27 protein-coding genes are annotated in these 25508 nt (G+C 65.6%); 16 read left to right on the top strand and 11 right to left on the bottom strand.

Annotated elements, in window-relative coordinates; genetic code table 11:
• Window positions 1-13: 13 nt before the first annotated feature.
• The 3 genes from ACFOPH_RS15755 to paaX all read right to left on the bottom strand — a co-directional run bounded on the left by ACFOPH_RS15755 (window position 14) and on the right by paaX (window position 3126).
• A complete protein-coding gene (locus tag ACFOPH_RS15755; protein ID WP_312547741.1) occupies window positions 14-688 on the bottom strand; it encodes a PEP-CTERM sorting domain-containing protein in 675 nt (224 codons plus the stop codon).
• 191 nt (window positions 689-879) lie between these two features.
• Window positions 880-2013, bottom strand: a complete 1134-nt coding sequence (locus tag ACFOPH_RS15750; RefSeq protein ID WP_379736297.1) for a M14 family metallopeptidase — start codon at window positions 2011-2013, stop codon at window positions 880-882.
• Between the two features lie 183 nt (window positions 2014-2196).
• On the bottom strand, window positions 2197-3126 hold the full coding sequence (gene paaX, locus ACFOPH_RS15745; protein WP_379736295.1) for a phenylacetic acid degradation operon negative regulatory protein PaaX: 930 nt from the start codon (window positions 3124-3126) through the stop codon (window positions 2197-2199).
• A gap of 117 nt (window positions 3127-3243) precedes the next feature.
• On the opposite strand from paaX, the gene paaA reads away from it, so the two are divergent.
• The 13 genes from paaA (at window position 3244) to ACFOPH_RS15680 (ending at window position 15869) form a co-directional block, all read left to right on the top strand.
• On the top strand, window positions 3244-4233 hold the full coding sequence (gene paaA, locus ACFOPH_RS15740; RefSeq protein WP_379736293.1) for a 1,2-phenylacetyl-CoA epoxidase subunit PaaA: 990 nt from the start codon (window positions 3244-3246) through the stop codon (window positions 4231-4233).
• A gap of 113 nt (window positions 4234-4346) precedes the next feature.
• Complete coding sequence (paaB, locus tag ACFOPH_RS15735) at window positions 4347-4631, top strand: 1,2-phenylacetyl-CoA epoxidase subunit PaaB (RefSeq protein WP_020651929.1); 285 nt, start codon at window positions 4347-4349, stop codon at window positions 4629-4631.
• 8 nt (window positions 4632-4639) lie between these two features.
• Entirely contained in the window at window positions 4640-5401 is a 762-nt protein-coding gene (gene paaC, locus ACFOPH_RS15730) for a 1,2-phenylacetyl-CoA epoxidase subunit PaaC (protein WP_379736290.1), read from the top strand.
• Entirely contained in the window at window positions 5401-5919 is a 519-nt protein-coding gene (paaD, locus tag ACFOPH_RS15725) for a 1,2-phenylacetyl-CoA epoxidase subunit PaaD (RefSeq protein WP_312547735.1), read from the top strand. The genes paaC and paaD overlap by 1 nt, the downstream gene beginning before the upstream one ends.
• A gap of 24 nt (window positions 5920-5943) precedes the next feature.
• Window positions 5944-7020: a 1,2-phenylacetyl-CoA epoxidase subunit PaaE gene (gene paaE / locus ACFOPH_RS15720; protein WP_379736288.1), complete on the top strand. Its 1077-nt coding sequence runs from the start codon at window positions 5944-5946 to the stop codon at window positions 7018-7020.
• Window positions 7021-7043: 23 nt separating this feature from the next.
• Complete coding sequence (gene paaG, locus ACFOPH_RS15715) at window positions 7044-7835, top strand: 2-(1,2-epoxy-1,2-dihydrophenyl)acetyl-CoA isomerase PaaG (protein WP_379736286.1); 792 nt, start codon at window positions 7044-7046, stop codon at window positions 7833-7835.
• 2 nt (window positions 7836-7837) lie between these two features.
• Entirely contained in the window at window positions 7838-9400 is a 1563-nt protein-coding gene (gene paaH, locus ACFOPH_RS15710) for a 3-hydroxyacyl-CoA dehydrogenase PaaH (protein ID WP_379736284.1), read from the top strand.
• Entirely contained in the window at window positions 9393-9854 is a 462-nt protein-coding gene (paaI, locus tag ACFOPH_RS15705; RefSeq protein WP_312547731.1) for a hydroxyphenylacetyl-CoA thioesterase PaaI, read from the top strand. Before paaH ends, paaI begins: the two co-directional genes overlap by 8 nt.
• 50 nt (window positions 9855-9904) lie before the next feature.
• Window positions 9905-11221 (top strand): phenylacetate--CoA ligase PaaK, encoded by a 1317-nt coding sequence (gene paaK, locus ACFOPH_RS15700; RefSeq protein ID WP_379736282.1) that lies wholly within the window; start codon window positions 9905-9907, stop codon window positions 11219-11221.
• Between the two features lie 29 nt (window positions 11222-11250).
• Window positions 11251-12456, top strand: a complete 1206-nt coding sequence (pcaF, locus tag ACFOPH_RS15695) for a 3-oxoadipyl-CoA thiolase (RefSeq protein WP_312547728.1) — start codon at window positions 11251-11253, stop codon at window positions 12454-12456.
• Between the two features lie 2 nt (window positions 12457-12458).
• Complete coding sequence (locus ACFOPH_RS15690) at window positions 12459-13061, top strand: phenylacetic acid degradation protein PaaY (protein WP_379736280.1); 603 nt, start codon at window positions 12459-12461, stop codon at window positions 13059-13061.
• Between the two features lie 153 nt (window positions 13062-13214).
• Window positions 13215-15266 carry a phenylacetic acid degradation bifunctional protein PaaZ gene (gene paaZ / locus ACFOPH_RS15685; protein WP_379736278.1) on the top strand — a complete coding sequence of 684 codons (2052 nt, stop codon included), beginning with the start codon at window positions 13215-13217 and terminating at the stop codon, window positions 15264-15266.
• A 54-nt stretch (window positions 15267-15320) separates the two neighbouring features.
• Window positions 15321-15869: a cupin domain-containing protein gene (locus ACFOPH_RS15680; protein ID WP_312547724.1), complete on the top strand. Its 549-nt coding sequence runs from the start codon at window positions 15321-15323 to the stop codon at window positions 15867-15869.
• Window positions 15870-15949: 80 nt separating this feature from the next.
• Here the strand turns inward: ACFOPH_RS15680 and ACFOPH_RS15675 are convergent, their stop codons facing one another.
• From ACFOPH_RS15675 to ACFOPH_RS15655, 5 genes are all read right to left on the bottom strand, one after another.
• A complete protein-coding gene (locus ACFOPH_RS15675; RefSeq protein ID WP_312547723.1) occupies window positions 15950-16618 on the bottom strand; it encodes a 3-hydroxyacyl-CoA dehydrogenase NAD-binding domain-containing protein in 669 nt (222 codons plus the stop codon).
• A 97-nt stretch (window positions 16619-16715) separates the two neighbouring features.
• Window positions 16716-18296, bottom strand: coding sequence for an isocitrate lyase (locus ACFOPH_RS15670; RefSeq protein ID WP_379736275.1), 1581 nt, complete (start codon window positions 18294-18296; stop codon window positions 16716-16718).
• A 314-nt stretch (window positions 18297-18610) separates the two neighbouring features.
• Window positions 18611-19324 carry an alpha/beta fold hydrolase gene (locus tag ACFOPH_RS15665; protein WP_379736273.1) on the bottom strand — a complete coding sequence of 238 codons (714 nt, stop codon included), beginning with the start codon at window positions 19322-19324 and terminating at the stop codon, window positions 18611-18613.
• Window positions 19325-19332: 8 nt separating this feature from the next.
• The gene (locus tag ACFOPH_RS15660; protein ID WP_379736271.1) at window positions 19333-20001 is read right to left on the bottom strand and encodes an HAD-IA family hydrolase; all 669 of its coding nucleotides are present in this window, start codon (window positions 19999-20001) and stop codon (window positions 19333-19335) included.
• A 106-nt stretch (window positions 20002-20107) separates the two neighbouring features.
• Window positions 20108-20698, bottom strand: coding sequence for a TetR/AcrR family transcriptional regulator (locus ACFOPH_RS15655; RefSeq protein ID WP_312547717.1), 591 nt, complete (start codon window positions 20696-20698; stop codon window positions 20108-20110).
• Window positions 20699-20775: 77 nt separating this feature from the next.
• Here ACFOPH_RS15655 and bdcA point away from each other — a divergent pair, with 77 nt between their 5' ends.
• A complete protein-coding gene (gene bdcA, locus ACFOPH_RS15650) occupies window positions 20776-21489 on the top strand; it encodes an SDR family oxidoreductase (protein ID WP_379736268.1) in 714 nt (237 codons plus the stop codon).
• A gap of 17 nt (window positions 21490-21506) precedes the next feature.
• Here the strand turns inward: bdcA and ACFOPH_RS15645 are convergent, their stop codons facing one another.
• The 3 genes from ACFOPH_RS15645 to argH form a co-directional block, all read right to left on the bottom strand.
• A complete protein-coding gene (locus tag ACFOPH_RS15645; RefSeq protein ID WP_379736266.1) occupies window positions 21507-21734 on the bottom strand; it encodes a hypothetical protein in 228 nt (75 codons plus the stop codon).
• Between the two features lie 84 nt (window positions 21735-21818).
• Entirely contained in the window at window positions 21819-22622 is an 804-nt protein-coding gene (locus ACFOPH_RS15640; RefSeq protein WP_379736264.1) for a lipid II flippase Amj family protein, read from the bottom strand.
• 181 nt (window positions 22623-22803) lie between these two features.
• Complete coding sequence (gene argH / locus ACFOPH_RS15635; RefSeq protein WP_312547713.1) at window positions 22804-24201, bottom strand: argininosuccinate lyase; 1398 nt, start codon at window positions 24199-24201, stop codon at window positions 22804-22806.
• A gap of 129 nt (window positions 24202-24330) precedes the next feature.
• Between argH and ACFOPH_RS15630 the strand changes: the two genes are divergently transcribed.
• Window positions 24331-24921 carry a hypothetical protein gene (locus ACFOPH_RS15630; RefSeq protein WP_312547712.1) on the top strand — a complete coding sequence of 197 codons (591 nt, stop codon included), beginning with the start codon at window positions 24331-24333 and terminating at the stop codon, window positions 24919-24921.
• A gap of 101 nt (window positions 24922-25022) precedes the next feature.
• Window positions 25023-25460, top strand: a complete 438-nt coding sequence (locus tag ACFOPH_RS15625) for a GNAT family N-acetyltransferase (protein WP_312547710.1) — start codon at window positions 25023-25025, stop codon at window positions 25458-25460.
• Window positions 25461-25508 lie beyond the last annotated feature (48 nt).

Below are 25508 nucleotides of genomic sequence, written 5' to 3'. Positions count from 1 at the left end.
GCGCGCCGGCCTGTCATGCGCCGCTGCGTGTCGCGCGGCGCGACCGCGCCAGCACGGCCAGGCCAGCGCCGACCAGCAGCAGGCTGGCCGGCTCGGGCACTTCGCCATCCGGCGTGAAGTCGAAGGTCGTGACCAGTCCGGCCTCGTCGGCGCCCGAGATGCCGCCTGCGGCCAGGGCCCGGCTGGTGACGCTGCCGCGGCCGTCGGCCATGAAGTAGGAGGTCGGGACGCCGGTGGAGGTCGGGTCCGAGATGAGGACGTTCAGCAGCAGGTTGCCCTGGGCCGGGTCGTAATGGAAGGGCAGGCCATCGAAGCGCAGGACCTCGGGCATCTCGCCGCCGATCGTGTACTGGCCGAAGTAGCTGTTGTCCGCGCCAAGGTTGGCGTTCAGGTTGGCACCGTCGAGGGCGTTGACCTGGGCGCTGGTCGTCGAGAGGTAGAGGGTGAAGGTGGCGCCGTCCATGCCGCCGCCGATGGCGCGGTACAGGCTGATGCCGTCGATCGTGCCGGCGCCCGAGAAGGCGTCGGCGGTGTAGACCTGCTGGTACTGCGTGCCTTCCTTGCTTGCCAGGCAGCTGAAAGGAAAGCAGTTGCCGGGCAGGGTGGGTTCACCCACCGTGATGGGCGCGGCCTGGGCGGCGCCGAGCGTGGCCAGTGTCAACAGCGTCGCGAGCAACAGCTTTTTCATGCCTTTCTCCTGGTGGGTTGAACTGCTGGCAGCACAGCATAAGTTGTGCCATGTCAATAGAATCAATTACTTGGAGAAAGCCGCCGGCGCCGCGGGGAGTATGTGTAAAGAAAAGCGGCAGTCACCGGAGTGACTGCCGCTCGAGACCGCGTTCGCTTGTCGATTGCGTGCTTGGTCGCTTAGTTGGTCGCTTATTTGATCGCGCGGACCGACTGCAGCACCGGCTGCAGCACCGCTGCGCCGAGGCGGGCGCTGCGTGCGCCGTCCCAGCCGACTTGCGGGTCCGGGTCGTTGGCGTTGTCCTTGAACGGCAGTTCCAGGGTCAGCGACAGGCAGCCGAAGGCGTGGGTGATGTGCGGCGAACCCATGGTCAGGGTTTCCTCGCTATACGGCGATTCGCCGTAGCCGTGCACGTCCTGGAAGTCCGGGCTGGCGATCTTGAAGTCGGCGATGAAGCGCTTCTGGGCCGCGTCCTGCTCGGCCGTGAAGTTCGGCAGGGATTCGCTGCCGGCCACGAACACATAGGGCAGGCCTTCGTCGCCGTGCACGTCCAGGCACAGGTCGACGCCGGTTTCATGCATCTTCTGCTTGACCAGGAAGACTTCCGGGCTGCGTTCCATGGTCGGGTTCAGCCACTCGCGGTTCAGGTTGGCGCCGGCGGCGTTGGTGCGCAGGTTGCCGCGGACGGAACCGTCCGGATTCATGTTCGGGACCACGTAGAACACGGTTTCGTTCAGCAGCTGGCGCCCGAACGGGTGCGATGGATCGAGCAGGGCGTCGAGCATGCCCTCGACGAACCACTCGGCCATGGTCTCGCCCGGGTGCTGGCGCGCGATGACCCAGACCTTCTTCTTCTCGGGCGCCGGTTCGCCGATGACCAGCATGTTCAGGTCGCGGCCGTCGACGGTCGAACCGAGGTCGACCATGCGCACGTGCTCGCTCATCTGGGCGCGGTCGAGCAGCTCCAGGTGGCGTTCCCACGAGTAGGGCTCGAAGTAGGCGTAATAGACGCTGTCCATGCCCGGGGTATGCTCGATCGTCATGACCTGGCCGTCGAACGAGGTCGGCACGCGGAACCAGTTGACGCGGTCGTAGCTCGCCATCGCGTTGTAGTCTTCCCAGCCCTTCGAATACGCGGCCTGGCCGGCGTTCAGGAAGCGGATCGTGCAGGCCTGGCCTTGCGCGCCCTGCAGGCGGAAGTAGAACCACTGGGTGATGTCGGCGTGCGAATCCTTGCGGATGTTCAGGTCGATGGCGTTCGCGCTCGTGGCGTTCACGACCTCGATGGCGCCAGCGTCGAATTGGCTGCTGATCTTGATAGACATGGTGTGTCCCGGTTGATGGCGTAAAGCCGAGATGATACCCGGTTTCGTATTCGGTGCGAGGGCGTGTTTCATGGCGCCGATCATGCAAACGGTGAGACCGCGTGGGCACGAGTGCCCACCCTACGGAAACCCGATCGAAGTGGCGTAGGGTGGGTTCTCGAACCCACCGATTCGAACGCCAGATCAGCCGCGTAACCCGCCAAACCGCTGATAAAACGCCTCATCGGCCGCCGGCGCCGCCTCGTCCTCGCGCCGCAGCACCGCATCGACGTGCAGCTCGGCCTGCGCATACACCAGCAGGTACACCGCGCGCGCCACCTCGTAGGCATCCGACCCCGGCCAGGGCTCGGGCAGCAGCTCGATCGGCAGCAGTGGGTCGTGCAATTGCAGGCGCCGGTAGGCGTGGATCAGCAGCGAACGGATCGCGAACGCGGCCTCGGGCGCGACCTCGCCTTCGTCGCGCAGCAGGGCCAGCAGCGGCGTGAAGCGGTCGATGAAGTCGCGGTAGCTTTGGGCCACGGCGGTCAGGTCCCAGCCGTCGTCCACGAGTTCGCGCAGCGGCCGCGAACCCGCGTCCGGCAGCTCGGCGGTGCCCACGACGAACACCTTGCCCTGCGCGCCGGTGCGGATCAAGGCATCGGCCAGGCCCTCGACATCCGCCGCCGGATGCGCCAACAGCCCCGGCCCCAGCATCGCGTAGCCTTCCCACTGCAATTCCTTGCGCACCGCCGTGCGCAGCTCGCCGTCGATGCTGCCGTTCGGCGCCAGTACCAGGGTCCAGCGGCCGTCCCAATGCAGGCCGGGCGGGGCGTAGATGCGGCGGTCGGCGCGCTGGAAGCGCGGCAGCGACTTCGGGTCGAAGGCATAGCGGCTGCGCCGGCCCTCGCGGCTGGCCGTGAGCCAGCCTTCCTGCACTAGGCGGAACACGCTGGTGCGCACCAGGCGGTCGGTCACGCCCAACGGCGCCAGCAGTTCGATCAGGCTGCCCAGCCAGGTTGCGCCGCCGTGCGGCGCAATCGTATCTCCCATGATCGTCATGACCAGCGATTTCGAGCGCGGCGGATCGATGGCGAGGCAGTGGGCAATCCACTCGGTACTGTTCATTTGCTTCATGGAATCCTGTTCTTGTTCCTGCTGCTATTGCTTCGCAATATGATTCAAAATTTTGGTGTACATCTAGTTTTTTGTATCGTATTATCCTTTCACGATGTTTGCAATGGGAGACAGACCATGTACGCACAGATGGTGGAAACGGGCCTGAAAAAGGTCCAGACGCAAGACGACATGAGTGCCGAGGAGCAGGCATTCCAGGCCCGCATCGATGCCGGTGTGAAGATCGAGCCGAAGGACTGGATGCCCGAGGCCTACCGCAAGACCCTGATCCGCCAGATCTCCCAGCACGCGCACTCCGAGATCGTCGGCCAGCTGCCGGAAGGCAACTGGGTGACCCGCGCGCCTACGCTGAAGCGCAAGTCGGTGCTGCTGGCCAAGATCCAGGACGAAGCCGGGCACGGCCTCTACCTGTACAGCGCCGCCGAAACCCTGGGCGTCTCGCGCGACGAACTGCTCGCCGCCCTGCATTCGGGCAAGGCCAAGTACTCGAGCATCTTCAATTATCCGACCCTGAGCTGGGCCGACATGGGCGCGATCGGCTGGCTGGTCGACGGCTCGGCCATCATCAACCAGATCCCGCTCTGCCGCTGCTCCTACGGCCCGTACTCGCGCGCCATGATCCGCGTCTGCAAGGAAGAGTCCTTCCACGCGCGCCAGGGCTACGACATCATGATGAGCCTGGCCAAGGGCACGCTCGAGCAGAAGGCGATGGCGCAGGATGCGCTGAACCGCTGGTGGTGGCCTTCCTTGATGATGTTCGGCCCGTCCGACGCCGAATCGGTGAACAGCGCGCAATCGACCAAGTGGCGCATCAAGCTGTTCTCGAACGACGAGCTGCGCCAGCGCATGGTCGACCAGACCGTGCCGCAGGCCGAATACCTGGGCCTGACGATTCCCGACCCCGATCTGAAATGGAACGAGGAAACCGGCCACTACGAATTCGGCGAGATCGACTGGAGCGAATTCCACAACGTCCTGAAGGGCAACGGCCCCTGCAACCGCGAGCGCCTGCGCACCCGTGTAAAAGCCTGGGATGACGGCGAATGGTTCCGCGACGCCCTGGTCGCCCACGCCGAAAAGAAGGCCGCCCGCAAGGCCGCCGCCTGAGGCTGGCCAATGATCCGTAGGGTGGGCACCCCGTGCCCACGCGTTCACCCAGCGCACGCAAACCAATACGGCTGACGAAGCCGAAAACATCCTGGAATACCGGAGACACAACCATGAGCAAAGAATGGCCCCTGTGGGAAGTTTTCATCCGCAGCCAGCACGGCCTCGCCCACAAGCACGTCGGCAGCCTGCACGCCCCTGACGCCGAAATGGCAATCAACAACGCACGCGACGTCTACACCCGCCGCAACGAAGGCGTCTCGATCTGGGTCGTGCGCGCCGCCGACATCGTCGCTTCCAGCCCATCCGACAAGGAAGCGCTGTTCGAGCCGGCCAACAGCAAGGTCTACCGCCACCCGACCTTCTTCCCGATGCCGGAAGAAGTGAAGAACCTGTGAGCCCAGCCATGGATGCGAGCACCGCAAAATTCGACTATCTGCTGCGCCAGGGCGACAACGCCCTGATCCTCTCGCAGCAGCTCTCCCAGCTCTGCGGCAAGGGCCCGGCCTTGGAAGAAGACATGGCCCTGACCAACGTCGCGCTGGACCTGCTGGGTCAAACGCGCATGTGGCTGACCTACGCCGGCGAACTCGAAGGCAAAGGCCGCGACGAAGACCGCATGGCCTTCCACCGCGACGCCCATGCGTACCGCAACGTCCTGCTGGTCGAGCAGCCCAACGGCAGCTACGCCGACACGATGATGCGCCAGTTTTTCTTCGACACCTGGCACTACTTCCTGATGCAGGGCCTGCTGAAATCGAGCGACCAGCGCATCGCCGAGATCGCCGAGAAGTCGCTGAAGGAAATCACTTATCACCTGCGCCGCAGCGGCGACCTGGTGGTACGCCTGGGCGACGGCACCGACGTCAGCCACGCGAAGATGCAGGCGGCGGCGGACGAACTGTGGATGTACACCGGCGAAGTCTTCATCTACGACGAGATCGACAACGCGATGGTCGAGCAGGGCATTGCCCCGCCGGTCGAAGGCTTGCGCGCCGCCTTCCTCGAACACGTCAGCGAGATCTTCGCGGAAGCCACCTTGACCATGCCATCGCCCGACGCCTGGATGCAGCGCGGCGGCAAGCAGGGCCGCCACAGCGAACACCTCGGCTACATCCTGGCCGAGATGCAGTTCCTGCAGCGTGCCTATCCGGGAGCGGAGTGGTAATGACTCTTCAAGGCGTCACGGTCGAGCAGGTCTGGTCCTGGCTCGGCGAGGTGCCCGACCCCGAGATCCCCGTGATCTCGGTGGTGGACCTGGGCATCGTGCGCGACGTCGCCCTCATTGGCGACGAGTGCGTGGTGACGATCACGCCGACCTATTCGGGCTGTCCGGCAATGCAGGTCATTGCGGACGCCGTGAACGAAGCCCTGCACGCGCGCGGCATCGACAAGCTGCGCATCGTGACCCAACTCTCGCCCGCCTGGACCACCGACTGGATGAGCGAATCCGGCAAGGCGGCCCTCAAGGGTTACGGCATCGCGCCGCCGGTGCAGCAGGCAATCGACATCAGCGGCCTGCGCGGCGGTGTGAAGCGTAGCGCTTTCGTCGAGCCCGAAGTCGCCTGTCCGCACTGCGGATCGAAGCACACCCAGCTCACCAGCCAGTTTGGCTCGACCCCGTGCAAGGCTTTATATAAGTGCCTGGATTGCCGCGAGCCTTTCGATTACTTCAAGTGCCATTAAAGCCAGCGCATTAAAGCTTAAACCATGAGCAAATTCTATCCACTGACTGTCGCCAAGGTGAAGCACGAGACGCGCGACGCCATCGCCGTCACCTTCGCCGTGCCGCCGGAACTGAAGCAAACCTTCGCCTACCAGCAGGGCCAGCACCTGACCCTGCGTGCCCTGATCGAGGGCGAAGACGTGCGCCGCTCGTATTCGATCTGCTCGGCGGTGCAGGACGAGCAGCTGCGCGTGGCGATCAAGCGCACGCCCGGCGGTGTGTTCTCGACCTGGGCCAACGAATCGCTGCAGCCGGGCGCCACGCTGGAAGTGATGCCGCCGATGGGCCACTTCAACGTGCCGCTCGAACCCGAGAGCGAACGCCATTACCTGGCCTTTGCCGCCGGCAGCGGCATCACGCCCATCCTGTCGATCATCAAGACCACCCTGCAGGCCGAGCCGAAGAGCCGCTTCACCCTGGTCTACGGCAACCGCGCCTCCTCGTCGGTGATCTTCCGCGACGAGCTGACCGACCTGAAGGACCGCTACATGGGCCGCCTGAAGCTGGTCTATGTGATGAGCCGCGAGCCGCAGGACATCGAACTCTTCAACGGCCGCATCACCGGCGAGAAGTGCAGCGCCTTCCTCAAGCACTGGATCGACATCAACGACATCGACGTCGCCTTCATCTGCGGCCCGGAAGACATGATGCAGGGCGTCTCGAAGTCGCTGCAGGACGCGGGCATGGCGAAGGAGAAGATCCGCATCGAGCTGTTCGCCGCCAGCATCCCGAAACACGAACATAAGCCGCGCAAGATCGAGGTCGGCGCCGCGCACCAGACCGAAGTCACCGTGATCATGGACGGCAGCGCCGCCAGCTTCACGATGGACAAGGACAAGGAATCGATCCTCGACGCCGGCCTGCGCGCGGGCATCGACATGCGCTACTCCTGCAAGGGCGGCGTCTGCTCGACCTGCCGCTGCAAGGTCGTCGAGGGCAATGTCGAGATGGACGTGAACTACGCGCTGGAAGACTACGAAGTGGCGCGCGGTTTTGTCCTGTCCTGCCAGTCCTTCCCGATTACGGACAAAGTGATCGTCGATTTCGACCAGCACGAGTAAAAAATAAAACTGGAGGAGACACCATGAGCTACGAATCGATTCAATTCAAGATCGAGGACGGCGTCGCCGTCCTGACCCTGAACCGCCCCGACCGCCTGAACAGTTTTACGCAAGCCATGCACCTCGAAGTGCGCGACGCACTCGATAAGCTGCAAGCCGACAAGTCGGTGCGCGTGCTGGTGCTGACCGGCGCCGGCCGGGGTTTTTGCGCCGGCCAGGACCTGGCCGACCGCGCGGTCGCTCCCGGTGCGCCGGGCGTGGACCTGGGCGAATCGGTGGAAAAATTCTATGCGCCGCTGGTGCTGACCCTGCGCTCGCTGCCGATGCCGGTCATCTGCGCCGTCAACGGCGTGGCGGCCGGCGCCGGCGCCAACCTGGCGCTGGCCTGCGACATCGTGCTGGCCGCGAAATCCGCCAGCTTCATCGAGGCCTTCTGCAAGCTGGGCCTGATTCCGGATACCGGCGGTACCTGGCACCTGCCGCGCCTGATCGGCCACGCCCGCGCCACGGGCCTGGCCATGCTGGGCGAGAAGCTCACCGCCGAGAAGGCCGAGGAATGGGGCCTGATCTGGCGCTGCGTGCCGGACGAGGCGCTGATGGATGAGGCGATGGCCATGGCCGATCACTTCGCCAGCGCTGCAACCCGCGGCCTGGCCTTCACCAAGAAAGCGCTGCAGGCCAGCTACGCCAACACCCTGCCGGAACAATTACAGCTGGAAGGCGCGATGATGCGCGAGCTGGGCTACAGCCACGATTACCGCGAAGGCGTCGCCGCCTTCATCGCCAAGCGTCCGGCCCAGTTCAAGGGAGAGTAGGAATGGAGGCACTCGCCAAGGGGAGTGTCGTTGCCGTCATCGGCAGCGGCGCGATGGGCTCGGGCATTGCCCAGATCGCCGCCGCCAGCGGCCACGAGGTGCGCCTGTTCGACACGCGGCCTGACGCCGCCGCGAAGGCCATCGCCGAGATCGGCAAGGTCTACGACAAGCTGGTCGAGAAGGGCCGCATGGGCGCGGTCGATGCCGACCTGGCGCGCGAGCGCCTGAAAACGGTCGACACGCTGGCCCAGGTGAGCGATGCATCGCTCGTCATCGAAGCCATCGTCGAGAACCTGGATGCCAAGCGCACGCTCTTCGCCGACCTGGAAGCTATCGTCGACGCGCGCTGCATCCTGGCGACGAATACCTCGTCGATCTCGGTGACCGCGATCGCCGCGCCGCTGCGCCATCCCGAGCGCCTGGTCGGCATGCACTTCTTTAACCCGGTGCCGTTGATGGCCCTGGTGGAAGTGATCAGTGGCCTGGCCACCAGCAAGGCGGTCGCCGACACCGTCTACGCCACCGCCGAAGCCTGGGGCAAGGACCCGGTGCACGCCAAGTCGACGCCCGGCTTCATCGTCAACCGCGTGGCGCGCCCCTATTATGCCGAGGCGCTGCGCCTGCTGCTCGAGCGCGCCGCCGATCCGGCCACGCTGGACGCCGTCATGCGCGACTGCGGCGGTTTCCGCATGGGCCCCTTCGAGCTGATGGACCTGATCGGCCACGACGTCAACTTCTCGGTCACGCAATCGGTGCACGCGGCCTATTACGGCGACCAGCGCTACACGCCCTCGATCCTGCAGCAGGAACTGGTGAACGCCGGCTTCCTCGGCCGCAAGAGCGGCCGCGGCTTCTACCGCTACGGTGCCGATGCCGCGAAGCCGGCGCCCCGGGTCGAGCCGGCGCAGGAACGCCCGAACACGGTCGGCATCAGCGTGCGCCGCGAGATCACCAACAGCATCGTCAGCCCGATGGAAGCGCGCCTGGCCGATGCCGGCTTCAGCGTGACCCACCGCGAACCGCTGGCCGGCGCCGAGAAGCACGAAGCGCCCGCCTTCCACTGCAACGGCGCGGCGATCTTCCTCACCGACGGACGCAGCGCCACCGAGCGCGCGGCCGCCAACAACCACCCGAACACGGTGGTCTACGATTTGCTGCTGGATCACGCCAAGGCGACCCGCATCGCGCTGGCGCGCGCCGACCAGTGCAGCGACGAAGCCTATTACTCCGTGGTCGGCATGTTCCAGGCCGCCGGCTTCGAGGTCACGCGCATCGACGACGTGCCCGGCATGGCCGTGATGCGCACCGTCGCCATGCTCGCCAACGAAGCGGCCGATGCCGTCAACCAGGGCGTGTGCAGCGCCATCGCGGTCGACATCGCAATGCAGAAAGGCGTGAACTACCCGCGCGGGCCGCTGGCCTGGGCCGACAGCGTCGGCATCGAGCACGTGGTGACGGTTCTGGCGAACCTCGCCGCCACCTATGGCGAAGACCGCTACCGCGTCTCGCCGCTCTTGCGCCGCAAGCTCGCCGCCAACCCGACCGGAGCCCGTTTCCATGCATAGCGACCAGCACAGCAATCAACTGCACGACCCGCAGGCGCTGGCCGAACTGGCCGGCAAGACCATGTACGAACGCGACCCGGCCAGCCAGGCGCTGGGCATGACCCTCGATGCAATCCGCCCCGGCTATGCGCGCATGAGCATGCGCGTGCGCGCCGACATGCTCAACGGGCATGCGACCTGCCACGGCGGCTTCATCTTCATGCTGGCCGACAGCGCCTTCGCCTTCGCCTGCAACTCGCACAATTTCAACACGGTCGGCGCCGGCTGCACCATCGATTACCTGTCCCCGGGACGCGAAGGCGACCTGATGACGGCCGAGGCGGTGGAGCGGGCGCTTTCCGGCAAGACCGGCGTCTACGACGTCACCGTGACCAATGCCGAAGGGAAGACGATCGCGCTCTTCCGCGGAAAGTCGCACCGCGTGAGCGGGATGGTGGCAGAGGTGAACGCGTAGTTCGACATTTGATAGGCGCCGCCTGAAACACAGCTGAGAAGGAGACACAGATGGTCCAACGCATTCCCTCGCCCGGCGAGCTGGAACCGATCGAACGCGCCAGCCGCGACGAACTGCAGGCGCTGCAGCTCGAGCGCCTGAAATGGTCCTTGAAGCACGCCTACGAGAACGTGCCGCACTACCGCAAGGCTTTCGACGAGGCAGGCGTGCATCCCGAGGACCTGAAAACCCTCGCCGACCTGGCGAAGTTCCCGTTCACCGAGAAGAAGACCCTGCGCGACAACTACCCCTTCGGCCTGTTCGCCGTGCCGCGCGAACAGGTGGTGCGGGTGCACGCGTCCTCCGGCACCACGGGCCGCCCGACGGTGGTCGGCTATACGCAGCGGGACATCGACACCTGGGCCGATGTCGTCGCGCGCTCGATCCGCGCCGCGGGCGGGCGTCCGGGCGACATGGTGCACGTGGCCTACGGCTATGGCCTGTTCACGGGCGGCCTGGGCGCGCACTACGGCGCCGAGCGCCTGGGCTGCACGGTGGTGCCGATGTCGGGCGGGCAGACCGAGAAGCAGGTCCAGCTGATCTGCGACTTCAAGCCCTCGATCATCATGGTCACCCCTTCCTACATGCTGAACATCGTCGAGGAATTCCAGCGCCAGGGGCTGGACCCGGCGAAGTCTCCGCTGCAGGTCGGCATCTTCGGCGCCGAGCCCTGGACCAACGCCATGCGCGCCGAGATCGAGCAGAAGGCCGGCATCGACGCGGTCGACATCTACGGCCTGTCCGAAGTGATGGGCCCGGGCGTGGCCAGCGAATGCATCGAGAGCAAGGATGGCCCGGTGATCTGGGAAGACCATTTCTACCCCGAGATCATCGACCCCGAGACCGGCGAAGTGCTGCCCGACGGCGAAGAGGGCGAGCTGGTGTTCACTTCGCTGTCGAAGGAAGCGCTGCCCATCATCCGCTACCGCACGCGCGACCTGACCCGTTTGCTGCCGCCCACCTCGCGCGCGATGCGCCGCATGGGCCGCATCACCGGCCGTTCGGACGACATGCTGATCATCCGCGGCGTGAACGTGTTCCCGAGCCAGATCGAGGAACTGGTCCTCAAGATGCCGGCGCTGGCGCCGCAGTACCAGCTGGTCGTCGCCAAGGACGGCCACCTCGACACGCTGGAAGTGTTCGGCGAACTGCGCGAGGCCGGCGTGGCGGCGGACACGGTCGAGGCCCTGTGCCGCGAGCTGCAGCACTGCATCAAGACCTATGTCGGCGTCACCACGAAAGTGACCCTGACCCCGCCGATGGGCATCGAGCGCACCATGACCGGCAAGGCCCGGCGCGTGGTCGACAAGCGCACCAAGAACACTTGAAGCGCATCCAAGGATACAAGGAGACATTCATGATCGACGCATTCATCTGCGACGCCATCCGCACCCCCTTCGGCCGCTATGGCGGCTCGCTCGCCTCGGTGCGCGCCGACGACCTGGCGGCATTGCCGATCGCTGCCCTCATCGAGCGCAACAAGGGCGTGGACTGGACCATGGTCGACGACCTGTACTGGGGCTGCGCCAACCAGGCCGGCGAAGACAACCGCAACGTCGGCCACATGGCAGGCCTGCTGGCCGGCCTGCCGCCCGAGGTGCCCGGTAACACCATCAACCGCCTGTGCGGCTCCAGCCTGGACGCGGTCGGCATCGGCGCGCGCGCCATCCTGTCGGGCCAGGCCAACCTGATCATCGCCGGCGGCTCCGAGAGCATGACCCGCGCCCCCTTCGTGATGGGAAAGGCCGACTCCGCCTTCTCGCGTGCGGCCAAGATCGAGGACACCACCATCGGCTGGCGCTTCGTCAATCCGCTGATGAAGGCGAAGTACGGCATCGACTCGATGCCGGAAACGGCCGAGAACGTGGCGAAGGATTTCAACGTCAACCGCGCGGACCAGGACGCGTTCGCGATCCGCAGCCAGCAGCGCTGGGCGCGCGCCAACGCGGCCGGCGTGTTCAAGGACGAGATCGTGCCGGTGACGATTCACTCGAAGAAGGGCGATTCGCGCGTGTTCGACACCGACGAGCATCCGCGCCCGGACACCAGCATCGAAGCGCTGGCGAAACTGAAGGGCGTCGTGTCGCCCGACGGCACCGTTACCGCCGGTAACGCCTCGGGCGTGAACGATGGCGCCTGCGCCCTCCTGATCGCATCCGGCAGCGCCGCCGAACGCTTCGGCCTGACCCCGCGCGCCCGCATCATCGGCATGGCCACCGCCGGCCTGGCGCCGCGCATCATGGGTTTTGGACCATCTCCAGCCACGAAGAAGGTGCTGGCACAGACCGGATTGACCATCGAGCAGATGGACGTGATCGAGCTGAACGAAGCTTTCGCATCGCAGAGCCTGGCCGTGCTGCGCGACCTCGGCCTGGCCGATGACGCTGAACACGTCAACCCGAACGGCGGCGCGATCGCGCTCGGCCACCCACTCGGCGCATCCGGCGCACGCCTGGTCACCGCTGCCGTCTACCAGCTGCAGCGCACCGGCGGCCGTTACGCGCTGTGCACGATGTGCATCGGCGTCGGCCAGGGCATCGCCCTGATCATCGAAAGGGTCTGAGCATGGTGAAGGTCTATGAAATCGACGGCGTGCGCCCGGTGGTGCATCCGACAGCCTACGTGCACCCGACCGCGGTCCTGATCGGCGACGTGATCGTCGGCCCGCGCTGCTACATCGGCCCGCTGGCCTCGCTGCGCGGCGACTTCGGCCGCCTGGTCCTGGAAGAGGGCGCCAACGTCCAGGACACCTGCGTGATGCACGGCTTCGAGGACGGCGAGACCGTCATCGAGGTCGACGGCCACATCGGCCACGGCGCCGTGCTGCACGGCTGCCGCGTGGGCCGCAATGCCATGGTCGGCATGAACGCGGTGGTGATGGACGGCGCGGTGGTCGGCGAGGAATCGATCGTCGCCGCGATGAGCTTCGTGAAGGCGAAGATGATCATCCCACCGCGCAGCATGGTGATGGGCACGCCGGCGCGCGTGATGCGCGAACTGAAACCCGAAGAAATCGCCTGGAAGAGCTTCGGCACCCGCCAGTACCACCAGCTGACCGAGCGCTCCATGAAGACCATGCGCGAAGTCGAGGCCTACACCGAAATCGAACCGAACCGCCCCGTTTTCGATTTTTCAAACAACGGCGGCCACGTACCCAAAACATCGTAGGGTGGGCACCTGTGCCCACGCGGTATGGAACGTCAACCGACCACAACCGCAAAGAGCACAGACGTAGGGTGGGGACTCGTCCCCACGCGCACGCGGCCCACGATCATCCCGACCGCCTGCAACAATGACGGTCATCCCGAGGAGACACCAAACATGCACACCCCAAGCACCCTGCAAAGCTGGATCGCCGGCCGCTGGATCGGCCAGGAAGCCGCCACCCCCCTGCACAGCGCCCTCGACGGCCAGCTGGTCTACCACACCCACGCCGAAAAGCTCGACTTCGACGAAGCCGTCACCTACGCCCGCAAGACTGGCGTCCCCGGCCTGATGAAGCTCGACTTCCAGACCCGCGCCCAGCGCCTGAAAGCCCTGGCGCTCTACCTGATGGAGCGCAAGGAAGAACTCTACGAAATCTCGCACCTGACCGGCGCCACCCGCCCGGACAGCTGGGTCGACGTCGAAGGCGGCATCGGCACCCTGTTCGCCTACGCCAGCATGGGTTCGCGCGAGCTGCCCTCGTCGAACGTGCTGCACGAAGGTCCGGCAATGAACCTGGGCAAGCGCGGCGGCTTCGCCGGCACCCACATCCTGGTCCCGAAGGGCGGCCTGGCGGTGCACATCAACGCCTTCAACTTCCCGATCTGGGGACTGCTCGAGAAATTCGCGCCGAGCTTCCTGGCCGCCATGCCCTGCATCGGCAAGCCGGCTACCGCGACCAGCTACCTGACCCACGCGGTGGTCAAGATGATGCATGAATCCGGCCTGCTGCCGGAGGGCGCGCTGCAGCTCGTGATCGGCTCGACCGGCGACCTGCTCGACCGCCTGACCGGCTTCGACGCGGTCACCTTCACCGGCTCGGCCGACACCGCCGCCAAGCTGCGCGCCAATGCGAATCTCATCAAGGAGTCGGTCCCGTTCACGGCCGAAGCCGACTCGCTGAACGCCGCCATCCTGGCGCCGGACGTCACCCCGGACGATCCCGAGTTCGACCTGTTCGTGAAGGAAGTCGCGCGCGAGATGACCGGCAAGGCCGGCCAGAAATGCACGGCGATCCGCCGCGTCATCGTCCCCGAGCAGCACGCCGATGCGCTGGGCGAGCGCCTGCGCGAGCGCCTGGCGAAAATCGTGGTCGGCAATCCGAAGCTGGAAGGCGTGCGCATGGGCGCGCTGGCCTCGATGGACCAGCACCGCGACGTCAGCGAGCGCGTCGAGATGCTCGCGCGCGGCAACGAAGTGATCTTCGGCGCCCACCACGGCTTCAACCCGGTGGGCGAAGGCGTTGCCTCCGGCGCCTTCTTCTCGCCGACGCTGCTCCTGTGCCGCAACGCGTCCATCAACGCCGCCGTGCACGACATCGAAGCCTTCGGCCCGGTCAGCACCATGATGACCTACCGCGACATCGACGAGGCGCTGGACCTGGCCGCGCGCGGCCGCGGCAGCCTGGTGACGACGCTGGCGACCAAAGACCCGGCGATCGCCGCGCACGCGGTGCCGATCGCGGCTGCCTCGCACGGCCGCGTGCACATCCTGGACCGCGAGTCGGCCGTGGACAGCACCGGCCACGGCTCGCCGCTGCCGCAGCTGAAGCACGGCGGTCCGGGCCGCGCCGGCGGCGGCGAAGAGCTGGGCGGCATCCGCGCCGTCAAGCACTTCCTGCAGCGCGCGGCGGTGCAGGGCTCGCCGACCATGCTGACCGCCGTCACCGGCGAATACGTGCGCGGTGGCGCGGTGAAGGAAAGCGAGATCCACCCGTTCCGCCGCTGGTTCGAAGACCTGGAGATCGGCCATTCTCTCTTGACGCACCGCCGTACCGTGAGCGAAGCCGACATCGTCAACTTCGGCGGCATCTCGGGCGACTACTTCTACATGCACTTCGACGAGATCGCGGCCAAGGACACCCAGTTCGGCAAGCGCATCGCCCACGGCTACTTCGTGCTGTCGGCCGCGGCGGGGCTGTTCGTCTCGCCTGCGCCGGGCCCGGTGCTGGCCAACTACGGCCTGGACAACCTGCGTTTTGTTGCGCCGGTGGCGATCGGCGACACCATCCGCGCACGCCTCACCTGCAAGCGCAAGGTCGACCGGAATCGCACCGACGAGCAGGGCCGTGGCCAGGGTGTGGTGGCCTGGGACGTGCAGGTCACCAACCAGAACGACGAACTGGTGGCAAGTTACGATATCCTGACGCTGGTGCAGAAGCGCGGCTGACGGGAGCCACCTACCGGTCACAGCCGCGGCCCACTCAATCCACAAGGAGCAAGCATGTCGCGGCTAGACCTGAGCGTTATCCCGGTGCTGACCGGCACCAAGTATCCCGATCCCTTCGCCGAGATCGTCAATGGCCGCAGCCGCCAGGCGCTGGGCGAGGCCGGCGGCCTGACCCAGTTCGGCGTCAACCTGGTCGAGCTGAAACCCGGCGCGGCTTCCTCGCAGCGCCACTGGCATAGCCATGAAGACGAATTCGTGATGGTGGTGTCTGGGGAACTGACCCTGGTCACCGACGAGGGCGACACCCTGATGCGCGCCGGCGACTGCGCGGCTTTCCCGGCGGGCAAGCCGAACGGCCACCACCTGGTCAACCGCAGCTGGGGCAATGCGCTGTTCCTGGCGGTCGGGCCGAACATCCCGGCCGACCGCGCCACCTATCCGGACATCGACCTGGTGTACGACGGCGCGACCGACAGCTACACGCACAAGGATGGGACGCCGTATCCGAAGCGCGATGGGGCGGCGCAGTCCCTCGGCACCGTGGCGCCGGCGCCGCCGCTGGAGGAGCACACGCTCGAGCCGCGTACCTATCGGCACGAATAAGGCCGTGCCGCAGCCCGATGCCCGATCGAGGCATCGTCGTGCATCGGGTTTAGACTGACTTCTGGCAGAGAAGCGGCTGTCTATCTGACTGTGACATCAGTATCCGCATCCGGCACGATGCTTGTCGCATCGCTGACAATGCCTCTGCATGTGCCGGGAACCGTGGCGACGCGATGAAGTTTTCGAGCGAGTGCGATCACGGTGGCCAGGCTTACGCCTGAAGTGTCCTTCCCGGGTACGATCGTCCATATCTCCCCTGTATCCGAAGAACGCGAGAGATGCAGACCAAGCACATCGCCGGAACGCCTCGTGCACCCGGCAATGTGCTCGACGCTGGCATCCGACGCCCGGGTCGTCAGTACGGCGCCTGGCTTGGCAACCTGGTCCAGCCGGCGAAACAGCTTCTCCTTGCCGGCCCTGTCGGTACACGCTGCGTCGACAATCAGGTCACAGTCTTTCAAGTGATGAAAATTGACCGTGCCTGCCAGCAGCGCCATGCGTCTGTCGTGCTCGTCCGGCCCAAGCTCGCCTTGCGCGACCGCAGTCCGGTAAGCCGACCGGGCACTCTCGATCAGCTTGTCGAGCGACGCGCGCTCGGGTTCGAAGAGCGTCACCGGGACGTCGGCGTCCAGCAGGCTCACAGCGATGTCCAGGCCCATGGCGTTGGCGCCGATGATGCCAACCCGTCCGACCGTTCGAGCGCCGGCAAGCGCAAGCGTGCCGCGGGCCTCGTTTTGCATACTATTCATGTGGCTTCCTCGACAGGGATAATGCGATGCCCGATGTGCAACCGAGCCGATCACGCGGCGCAGGCTCGCCGTGGCGAGCCTGCGCGTGCGAATTTCCTCAGAACTGGTTCATGGTGTTGAGTTTGCCGGAAGCCTTCAGCGCTGCTTCGCCGCTGAAGTATTCCTTGTGATCGTCGCCCAGGTCGGAACCCGACATATTCTGGTGCTTGACGCAGGCGATGCCCTGGCGGATCTCCTTGCGCTGCACGCCGGCCACATAACCCAGCATGCCCTGCTCGCCGAAGTATTCCTTGGCCAGGTTATCCGTCGACAGCGCGGCGGTGTGGTAGGTGGGCAGCGTGATCAGGTGATGGAAGATACCGGCTTCGCGCGCCGCGTCGGCCTGGAAGGTGCGGATGCGTTCGTCGGCTTCGCGCGCCAGTTCCGAGTCGTCGTATTCGGCGCTCATCAGCTGCGAGCGCTCGTAGCGCGACACATCGGCACCCTCGGCCTTCATGCTGTCGAAGACCTGCTGGCGGAAGTTCAGGGTCCAGTTGAACGACGGGCTGTTGTTGTAGACCAGCTTCGCATTCGGAATCACCTTGCGGATTTCCTTTACCATGCCGCCGATCTGGGCGATGTGCGGTTTTTCCGTTTCGATCCACAGCAGGTCGGCGCCGTTCTGGAGCGAAGTGATGCAGTCGAGTACGCAGCGCGCCTCGCCGGTGCCTTCGCGGAACTGGAACAGGTTGCTGGGCAGGCGCTTCGGACGCAGCAGCTTGCCGTCGCGCTTGATGAGCACGTCGCCATTCGTCATCGCATCGAGCGAAACATCTTCCACGTCCAGGAAGCTGTTGTACTGGTCGCCCAGGTCGCCCGGCTCGCGGGTGTAGGCGATCTGCTTGGTCAGGCCCGCGCCTAGCGAATCGGTACGCGCCACGATGAGGCCATCGTCCACGCCCAGTTCGAGGAAGGCGTAGCGCACGGCACGGATCTTGGCCAGGAAGTCTTCGTGCGGCACGGTGACCTTGCCGTCCTGGTGCCCGCATTGCTTCTCGTCCGACACCTGGTTTTCGATCTGGATGCAGCAGGCGCCCGCTTCGATCATCTGCTTGGCCAGCAGATAGGTGGCCTCGGCATTGCCGAAACCGGCATCGATGTCGGCGATGATCGGCACGACGTGGGTGACGAAATTGTCGATCTTGTCCTGGATCGCGGCGCGCGCTGCGCCTTCCGCGGCGTCGAGCTGGCGGAACAGGCCGCCGAGTTCGCGCGCATCGGCCTGGCGCAGGAAGGTGTACAGCTCGCGGATCAAAGCGGGCACCGCGGTCTTTTCATGCATCGACTGGTCGGGGAGTGGGCCGAATTCCGAGCGCAGCGCGGCAATCATCCAGCCCGACAGGTAGAGGTAACGGCGCTCGGTATTGTTGAAGTGCTTTTTAATGGAGATCATCTTCTGCTGGCCGATGAAGCCATGCCAGCATCCCAGCGACTGGGTGTATTGGGACGGGTCGGCGTCGTAGTTCGCCATGTCGCGGCGCATGATCCCGGCGGTGTAGCGGGCGATGTCGAGGCCGGTCTGGAAACGGTTCTGCGCACGCATGCGGGCTGCGGACTCGGGGTTGATCGCATGCCAGCCATTGCCCTGCTGTTGCTTGAGACTGGTGATGGCCTGGATATCGTTCTGGTACTGGGACATGATGAACTCCATAAGAAAGAATCGAAATCTCCTGCGTTCGCCGCCAGCGGTGGTGCGCAGCGAATCGTGATCGGATGAGTTCATCATAGCCCCAATTCGGCGGCCTATCTTATATCTTATATAAGAGTTGGTGAGTTATTTTTCCCTTAAAATTCAATGGCCTGAATATTCTGTTTCATGATGCGCAACGTTATCTTGTAAAACGAAATTTTATGGCAGGGTTGATTCGCAGCAAACTCCACGATGTGAAACGGAGTTTGGCCGTGTGAAAAATGACAGGCGTTCTTAAGAATGCTTGACGCCACGACGGGAAATCACAGCGCGTTCTTCTGCCCGTGGAGAAACGCTGCGATCGCCCTGACCAGCGCTTCCGGCTGCTCCAGCGGCAGCATGTGGCCGGACTGTTCGATGACGTCGAGACGTGCGCCGGGAATGGCTTCGGCCAGCTCGCGGGTTTCCCGTGCACTGCGCAGCGGATCCTGCGCCGCCCCGATCACCAGCGTCGGACAGGTCAACGATGCCGCAGCAATCCCATCCCGCTGCAGCCCCGACTGCAGCACCAGCGCCTCGTAACCGAGCCGCCGCCCCATCTCCCTGATCCGCGTCACCAGCTCCCTGTCGCCGCGCCGGTCTGGATGCAGCGACTGCGCAATCGCGCCCATGCTCAGGCCGCGGAAAGTCGAAGGATCGAGCGCCCTGATCGCATCCTGCTTGGCCTTGGTTCGCTCCGCGCTGTCGACCTCGAGCGAACTGGCCACCAGCACCAGCGCCGCCACCCGCTCCGGATACAACTCGGCCACCTTGCGGGCGATATACCCGCCCAGGGAAAAACCGACCAGCACGAAGCGTTCCGGCGCAGCCTGCGCCACGCTGCGTGCGATCTCTTCCGTCGTCGCCCCCGGACTCAAGGGCAGGCGATGCACGGGCGCAGTCCACTGCAACAGCGGCACGACCTCATCCCAGAGGGACGCGTCCAGCATGTAGCCCGGCAGCAGGACCAGGGGACAGTTTGTGGCGGAAATGCGCATCGCCTTGTTCAGCCGCGCTTGCGCAGCACGCGCAGGCCGTCCGGGCCGGCCTCGGCGCGCAGGTCGGCGTAGTCGAGCACGGCGGGCACGGTGATCTCCAGCGGATGCGTGTGGGTGACGGTGACGACGATGCTGTCCATGCCGGCGCTGGCGGCCGACTTCAGGCCGGTCAGCGTGTCTTCGAACACCAGGCAATCGGCCGGCGCCGCGCCGAGCTTGCGTGCGCCCAGCAAGAAGGGATCGGGCGCCGGCTTGCCGTGCTCGACATCCTCGGCCGCCACCAGCAGCCGGTGCGACGGCAGGCCGGCCGCGTTCAGGCGCGCCATGGCCAGCGCGCGCGGCGCCGAGGTCACGATGCCCCAGCATGCGGGCGGCAGGCTGGCGATAAAGGCGGCCGCGCCCTCGATGGCCTCGATGTCGGCCACGTCTTCGATCTCGGCCGCCGTGATCCAGGCGGCTTCCGCGATCGGGTCGACGCCGGGCAGGCCGAGCTGGCGGATGGTGTCGTGGGTACGCTTGCCGTGCAGGGTCGGCAGGAAGGTCTCGACGTCGAGGCCGTGGCGCGTCGCCCAGGCGCTCCAGACGCGCTCGGCGGAGCGGATCGAGGTGAGCAGGGTGCCGTCCATGTCGAACAGGAAGGCGGCGTAGGCGCGGTCGGGGAGGGTGGTCGTGTTCACTTGCGGGGCTTTCTCGATAGGCGGATCAGCCGCTTAGTGTAGCCGCCCGGCGCGGGACGCGGCGGACGCCTGCCGGTTGCGCCAGCCACGCCGGCCAGCGTAAGGCTCAAGCCGGCAGCACCTGCGCCAGGGCGAGGCCGGCAAGGCGGGCGCTGGCGAGGAGGCTGGCCTGGCTTTGCCCCATCCTGGCTTTCGCGGACAGGCCATTCATCACCGTGCTGACGTAGGCCGCGACCTCCTGCGCCTGTTCCGGGTGGCGTTTCGCGATGTAGTCATGCACCGCCTGTTCGGCAGCCTGGTAGGCGGCGCGTGCCGCAGTGCGGGCTTCTTCGTCGGTGCTGCGGCAACCTTCGAGCACGATGCAGCCGGGCGCGTCCGGATCGGCCGAGTAGATACGGGCGGCTTCCTCTAGCAATACCTTGAGGCACTCGACAACAGGGCGGTCGGCGCGCAGCAGGACGGAGAGCGGGACGGCGCCCTTGCTGCCGTAACGTTCGATGACCCGGTTGTACAGGCCGGCCTTGCTGCCGAAGGCCGAATAAAAGCTGGGCGTCTTGATGCCGAGGGCATCGGTCACGTCGGCCACGCTCACCGCGTCGTAGCCGCGCGCATGGAACAGCTGCTGCGCGACTTCGGTCGCCTGGTCGGGATCGAATTGCCGCGGCCGGCCGCGGGATCGGTTAATTTTTGTAGTCATCACTATATAAATCGCGTGACATCGTCCGTGGATCGATTATTGTAGCGACTCCTAAATTAATTGCATAGAGGTGTCCCATGTCTATTTTTAATGAAAAATCTGTTTTGGTGCTGGGTGGGAGCCGTGGCATCGGGGCCGCGATCGTCCGCCGTTTCGTGGTGGACGGCGCACGCGTCAGCTTCACCTATGCCGGCTCGGAGGCAGCGGCGTTCGCCCTGGCCGCCGAGACGGGGAGCACGGCCATCTTCGCCGACAGCGCAGACCGGGACGCCGTGATCGAGGTGGTGCGCAACAGCGGGCCGCTCGACGTGCTGGTGGTGAATGCCGGGATCGCCGTGTTCGGCAACGCGCTCGAGCTCGATCCGGACGCGGTCGACCGCCTGTTCCGGATCAACGTGCATGCGCCGTATCACGCCTCGGTCGAGGCGGCGCGCCAGATGCCGCAGGGGGGACGCATCATCGTGATCGGTTCGGTGAACGGCGACCGCATGCCGGTGCCGGGGATGGCGGCCTACGCGCTGAGCAAGTCCGCGCTGCAGGGCATGGCGCGCGGCCTGGCGCGCGATTTCGGCCCGCGCGAGATCACGGTGAACGTCGTCCAGCCCGGTCCGATCGACACCGACGCCAACCCGGCCGATGGCCCGATGAAGGACTTGCTGCATGGCTTCATGGCGCTCAAGCGCCACGGCCGCCCGGAAGAGGTCGCGGCCATGGTGGCCTGGCTGGCGGGCCCGGAAGCCGGCTTCGTCACCGGCGCGATGCACACGATCGACGGCGCGTTCGGCGCCTGATCGGGCGGACGCCTGCGCTAGCCCAGCTTGCGCGCATAGCGCTCGCGCACCACCTGGCTGATGTAGGTCGACAGGCCGCTGCCCAGCGTTGCCAGGCGCTGCATCTCGGTGATGTTCTCGGCGCCGGCGCTCTGGTCGGTGTAGAGGTAGCGGTCGCCATCCCTGAACTCGACCGTGATCGAGCGCGCGGCGATGTCGTAGGCGACCACCCCGGATTCGCCGTTGCGGTTTTTGTAGCGCTGCATGTGCTTCCCCTGCGATATGGCTAGCACTGAAGTCTAGCCCCATCGCAGGAGGCCTTCTGTTGGCGGTTCAACGCTGGTGCGAAGTTAAAGCACTTGCGCCACGAAGACGATCAGCATGGCCGAGGGCACGAACAGCAGTTGCGCGAGCAAGGTGCCGGCGAGACGGCTGCCGACCAGCCAGACGATGGCGCCACGAAATTCTCCCTCGCTGAGGCGCCCTTCGACCACGTCGTCGGTCATGCCCGACAGGTGCGGGTCGATGAACACGGCCATCATGATCGTCGCGCCGCCATTGATGATCGACGACAGCGTGCTCGAGGTCACACGCACCGCCGGATCGAGCGCGCCGGCGTAGAGCGCGGCGAACACGCCCACGGTCCAGAGCGCGGCGGCGCCGACGTTCAGCAGCAGGATCGACCAGGACACCGCGCCGCTGTTGTGGGGCTTGCTGACCTGGGGCGCTGCCGGCAGCGTGGCCGCATCCTTGACGAAGGAAAGGCCGCCCTTGAAGAAGCCGTGCAGGATCAGTTTCGGGACCGAACGATGGACCTGGAAGTGTTCCACCGCCCGGCAGAACACCCGCTGGAAAGTCGGGACCAGGAGGGCGCCGGCGATGGTGGCGAGCGAAGCCGAGACCAGCAGCCAGCGGAAGTCGGACAGCAGGTCGGTCGCCAGCGTTCCGGCCAGGTTCGATTCGACGCGCTTGGCGAGGAAGGGGCCGAGGAAGGAATTCGAGGTGCGCGAGACCAGCACCAGGATGCTGAACAGGGCAAAGGAAACGGCGATGCGCCGGGTCCGGACGCCGGCGATGCGAACCGAGTAGGCGAGCGTGCCGATCAGGTGGATGACGAAGGTGAGGAAACAGATCAGCCAGAGCTGGGTGTCCATGTGGGGGCGGCGTCGTTGTCGAGCATGCATGCTGACATCGAAGCGCCCGCGCGGCAACTGGAGATTGAACGCGCGGGCACGGGTGCCCACCCTACGAGGCCGGGTCCCGCACCCGTGACGCAATCCTGAAATATTATTTCAGGAAGTCCTTATTCGTGAAATATTATTTCAATCCACTATTTCAATCCTTCAGCTGCCCGCGCACGCGCTCGATCGCCTTGCGCACCTGGTTCGGCGCGGTGCCGCCGACGTGGTCGCGGGCCGCCACGGAGCCTTCCAGGGTCAGCACGGCGAACACGTCCTCTTCGATCAGCGGCGAGAAGCCGCGCAGGGTGTCGAGCGACATGTCGGCCAGGTCGCATTCCGCATCGTCGCAGGCGCGCACGGCGTGGGCCACGGCTTCGTGGGCGTCGCGGAAGGGCAGGCCCTTCTTGACCAGGTAGTCGGCCAGGTCGGTCGCGGTGGCGTAGCCCTGCAGGGCAGCGGCGCGCATGTTCTCGGGCTTGACCGTGATGCCGGCGGCCATGTCGGTGAAGATGCGCAGGGTGTCGAGCACGGTGTCGACGGTGTCGAACAGCGGTTCCTTGTCTTCCTGGTTGTCCTTGTTGTAGGCCAGCGGCTGGCCTTTCATCAGGGTCAGCAGGGACGCCAGGTGGCCATACACGCGGCCGGTCTTGCCGCGCGCCAATTCCGGCACGTCCGGATTCTTCTTCTGCGGCATGATCGACGAGCCGGTGCAGAAGCGGTCGGCGATGTCGATGAAGCCGACGCGCGGGCTCATCCACATGACCAGTTCTTCCGACATGCGCGAGACGTGCATCATGACCAGCGAGGCGGCGGCGGTGAACTCGATCGCGAAATCGCGGTCGGAGACGGCATCGAGCGAGTTGTGGCAGACGTCCTCGAAGCCGAGGGTTTTCGCCACGCGCAGGCGGTCGATCGGGAAGGTGGTGCCGGCCAGCGCCGCGGCGCCCAGCGGCAGGCGGTTCACGCGGCGGCGCGCGTCGATCATGCGCTCTGCATCACGGCCGAACATTTCCACGTAGGCCAGCATGTGGTGGCCGAAGGTGATCGGCTGGGCCACCTGCAGGTGGGTGAAGCCCGGCATGATGGTGTCGAAGTGGCGCTCGGCCAGGTCCGCCAGGGCGCCGCGCAGGCCGTTCAGCAGGGCGACGATGTCGTCGATCGCGGCGCGCACGTACAGGCGGATGTCGGTTGCGACCTGGTCGTTGCGCGAGCGGCCGGTGTGCAGGCGCTTGCCGGCGTCGCCGACCAGTTCGGTCAGGCGCTTCTCGATGTTCAGGTGCACGTCTTCCAGGTCGAGCAGCCATTCGAAGCTGCCGGCCTCGATCTCGCTCTTGATCTGCGCCATGCCGCGCTCGATCTCGGCGCGGTCTTCATTGCTGATGATGCCTTGCGCGGCCAGCATCTCGGCGTGGGCGAGCGAGCCCTGGATGTCGAACAGGGCCAGGCGTTTATCGAAGAACACCGAGGCGGTGTAGCGTTTGACGAGGTCGGAAACGGGTTCGGAGAAGCGTGCCGACCAGGCTTCGGCTTTCTTGGAGAGTTGTGCAGTCATGGGAAGTTCCGGTTTGATTTCTTCGATTATAAACCGCGGCGCCGGCCGGCCGCCGGCGCCGGGGGCGGATGACAAGCTGGACGAAATCGCTGATGATGCGATAGTTAACGCATCGCCCCGGAGAAAAACATGATCGCACGTTGCTTCCCGCTCGCCTTTGCCGCCCTGTGCGCGAGCGCCACCGCCCAGCCCCAGCCGCCGGTCCAGGTCCCGGTGCCGGCGCCTGCCCAGCCGGTGCAGGCCGTGCCGGCCCAGCCGGCAACGGTGAAGGAAGCCGACGGCGCGTCGGTCGATTCGACGGTGAACGCCCTGTACGAGGTGATTTCCGGCCCGGCCGGCGCGCCGCGCAACTGGAACCGCATGCGCGCCCTGTTCGCGCCCGAGGCCAAACTGTCGACCATCGTTCCACACGCGGGCGGCGGCTTCGCGCTGCGCACGATGACGGTCGAGGATTACATCAGCCGCAACATGAGCGTGTTCACCACGTCCGGCTTCTACGAACGCGAGATCGCGCGCAGCACCGAGACCTTCGGCCAGCTGGTGCATGTATTCAGCACCTATGAACTGCTGCGCGCGCCGCACGACGTGAGACCTTTTCTCCGCGGTATCAACAGCATCCAGCTCTACCACGACGGCAAGCGCTGGTGGATCGCCAACCTCGTCTGGCGCGCGGAAGACGCCAGCCTGACCCTGCCCGAGCGCTACCTGCAAAGCCGCTGATCCAGGGCGGTCGAGCCAGGCCGGAAGGGCGCACGCAATCGGAACTTATCGAATGTGCAAACGGCGCTAGAATTGGTTTTTTCGCCAGCTTCTCCAGGCACATGACTACCAACGACTCCAGTTTCGAGGTCAGTACCGACCAGTCGCGGCTCGACATCCCGATGATCTACCGTTTCCTCAGCGAACAGTCGAGCTGGGCAGTCGGCATTTCGCGTTCGCTGGTCGAGCGCGCCATCGAGAGTTCGCTCTGCTTCGGCGCCTACCTGGATGGACGCCAGGTCGGTTTCGCGCGCGTCGTCACCGATTTCGCCACCTATGCCCACCTGGCCGACGTGTTCGTCGTGCCGGAGTACCGCGGCCATGGCTACGGCAAGCAGCTGGTCGCGGCGGTGCTGCGTCATCCGAGCCTGCAGCGCCTGCGCCGTTTCACGCTCGCCACCAGCGACGCGCACGGCCTCTACGAGCGTTTCGGTTTCGCCACACCGCGCCAGCCCGAGCACCTGATGGAGCGTTATTTCCCCAACATTTACCTCTCCTGAGCGGTCTCAACATGGCGACATCCTTCTCGAATCAGGCTTACGCTTGTC

It is taken from the genome of Massilia haematophila (assembly GCF_042647645.1).
In the GTDB taxonomy this organism is placed as follows: domain Bacteria; phylum Pseudomonadota; class Gammaproteobacteria; order Burkholderiales; family Burkholderiaceae_D; genus Telluria; species Telluria haematophila.
The sequence above is the reverse complement of the archived record's forward strand: the minus strand, read 5'-3'. Positions and strand labels throughout refer to the sequence as shown.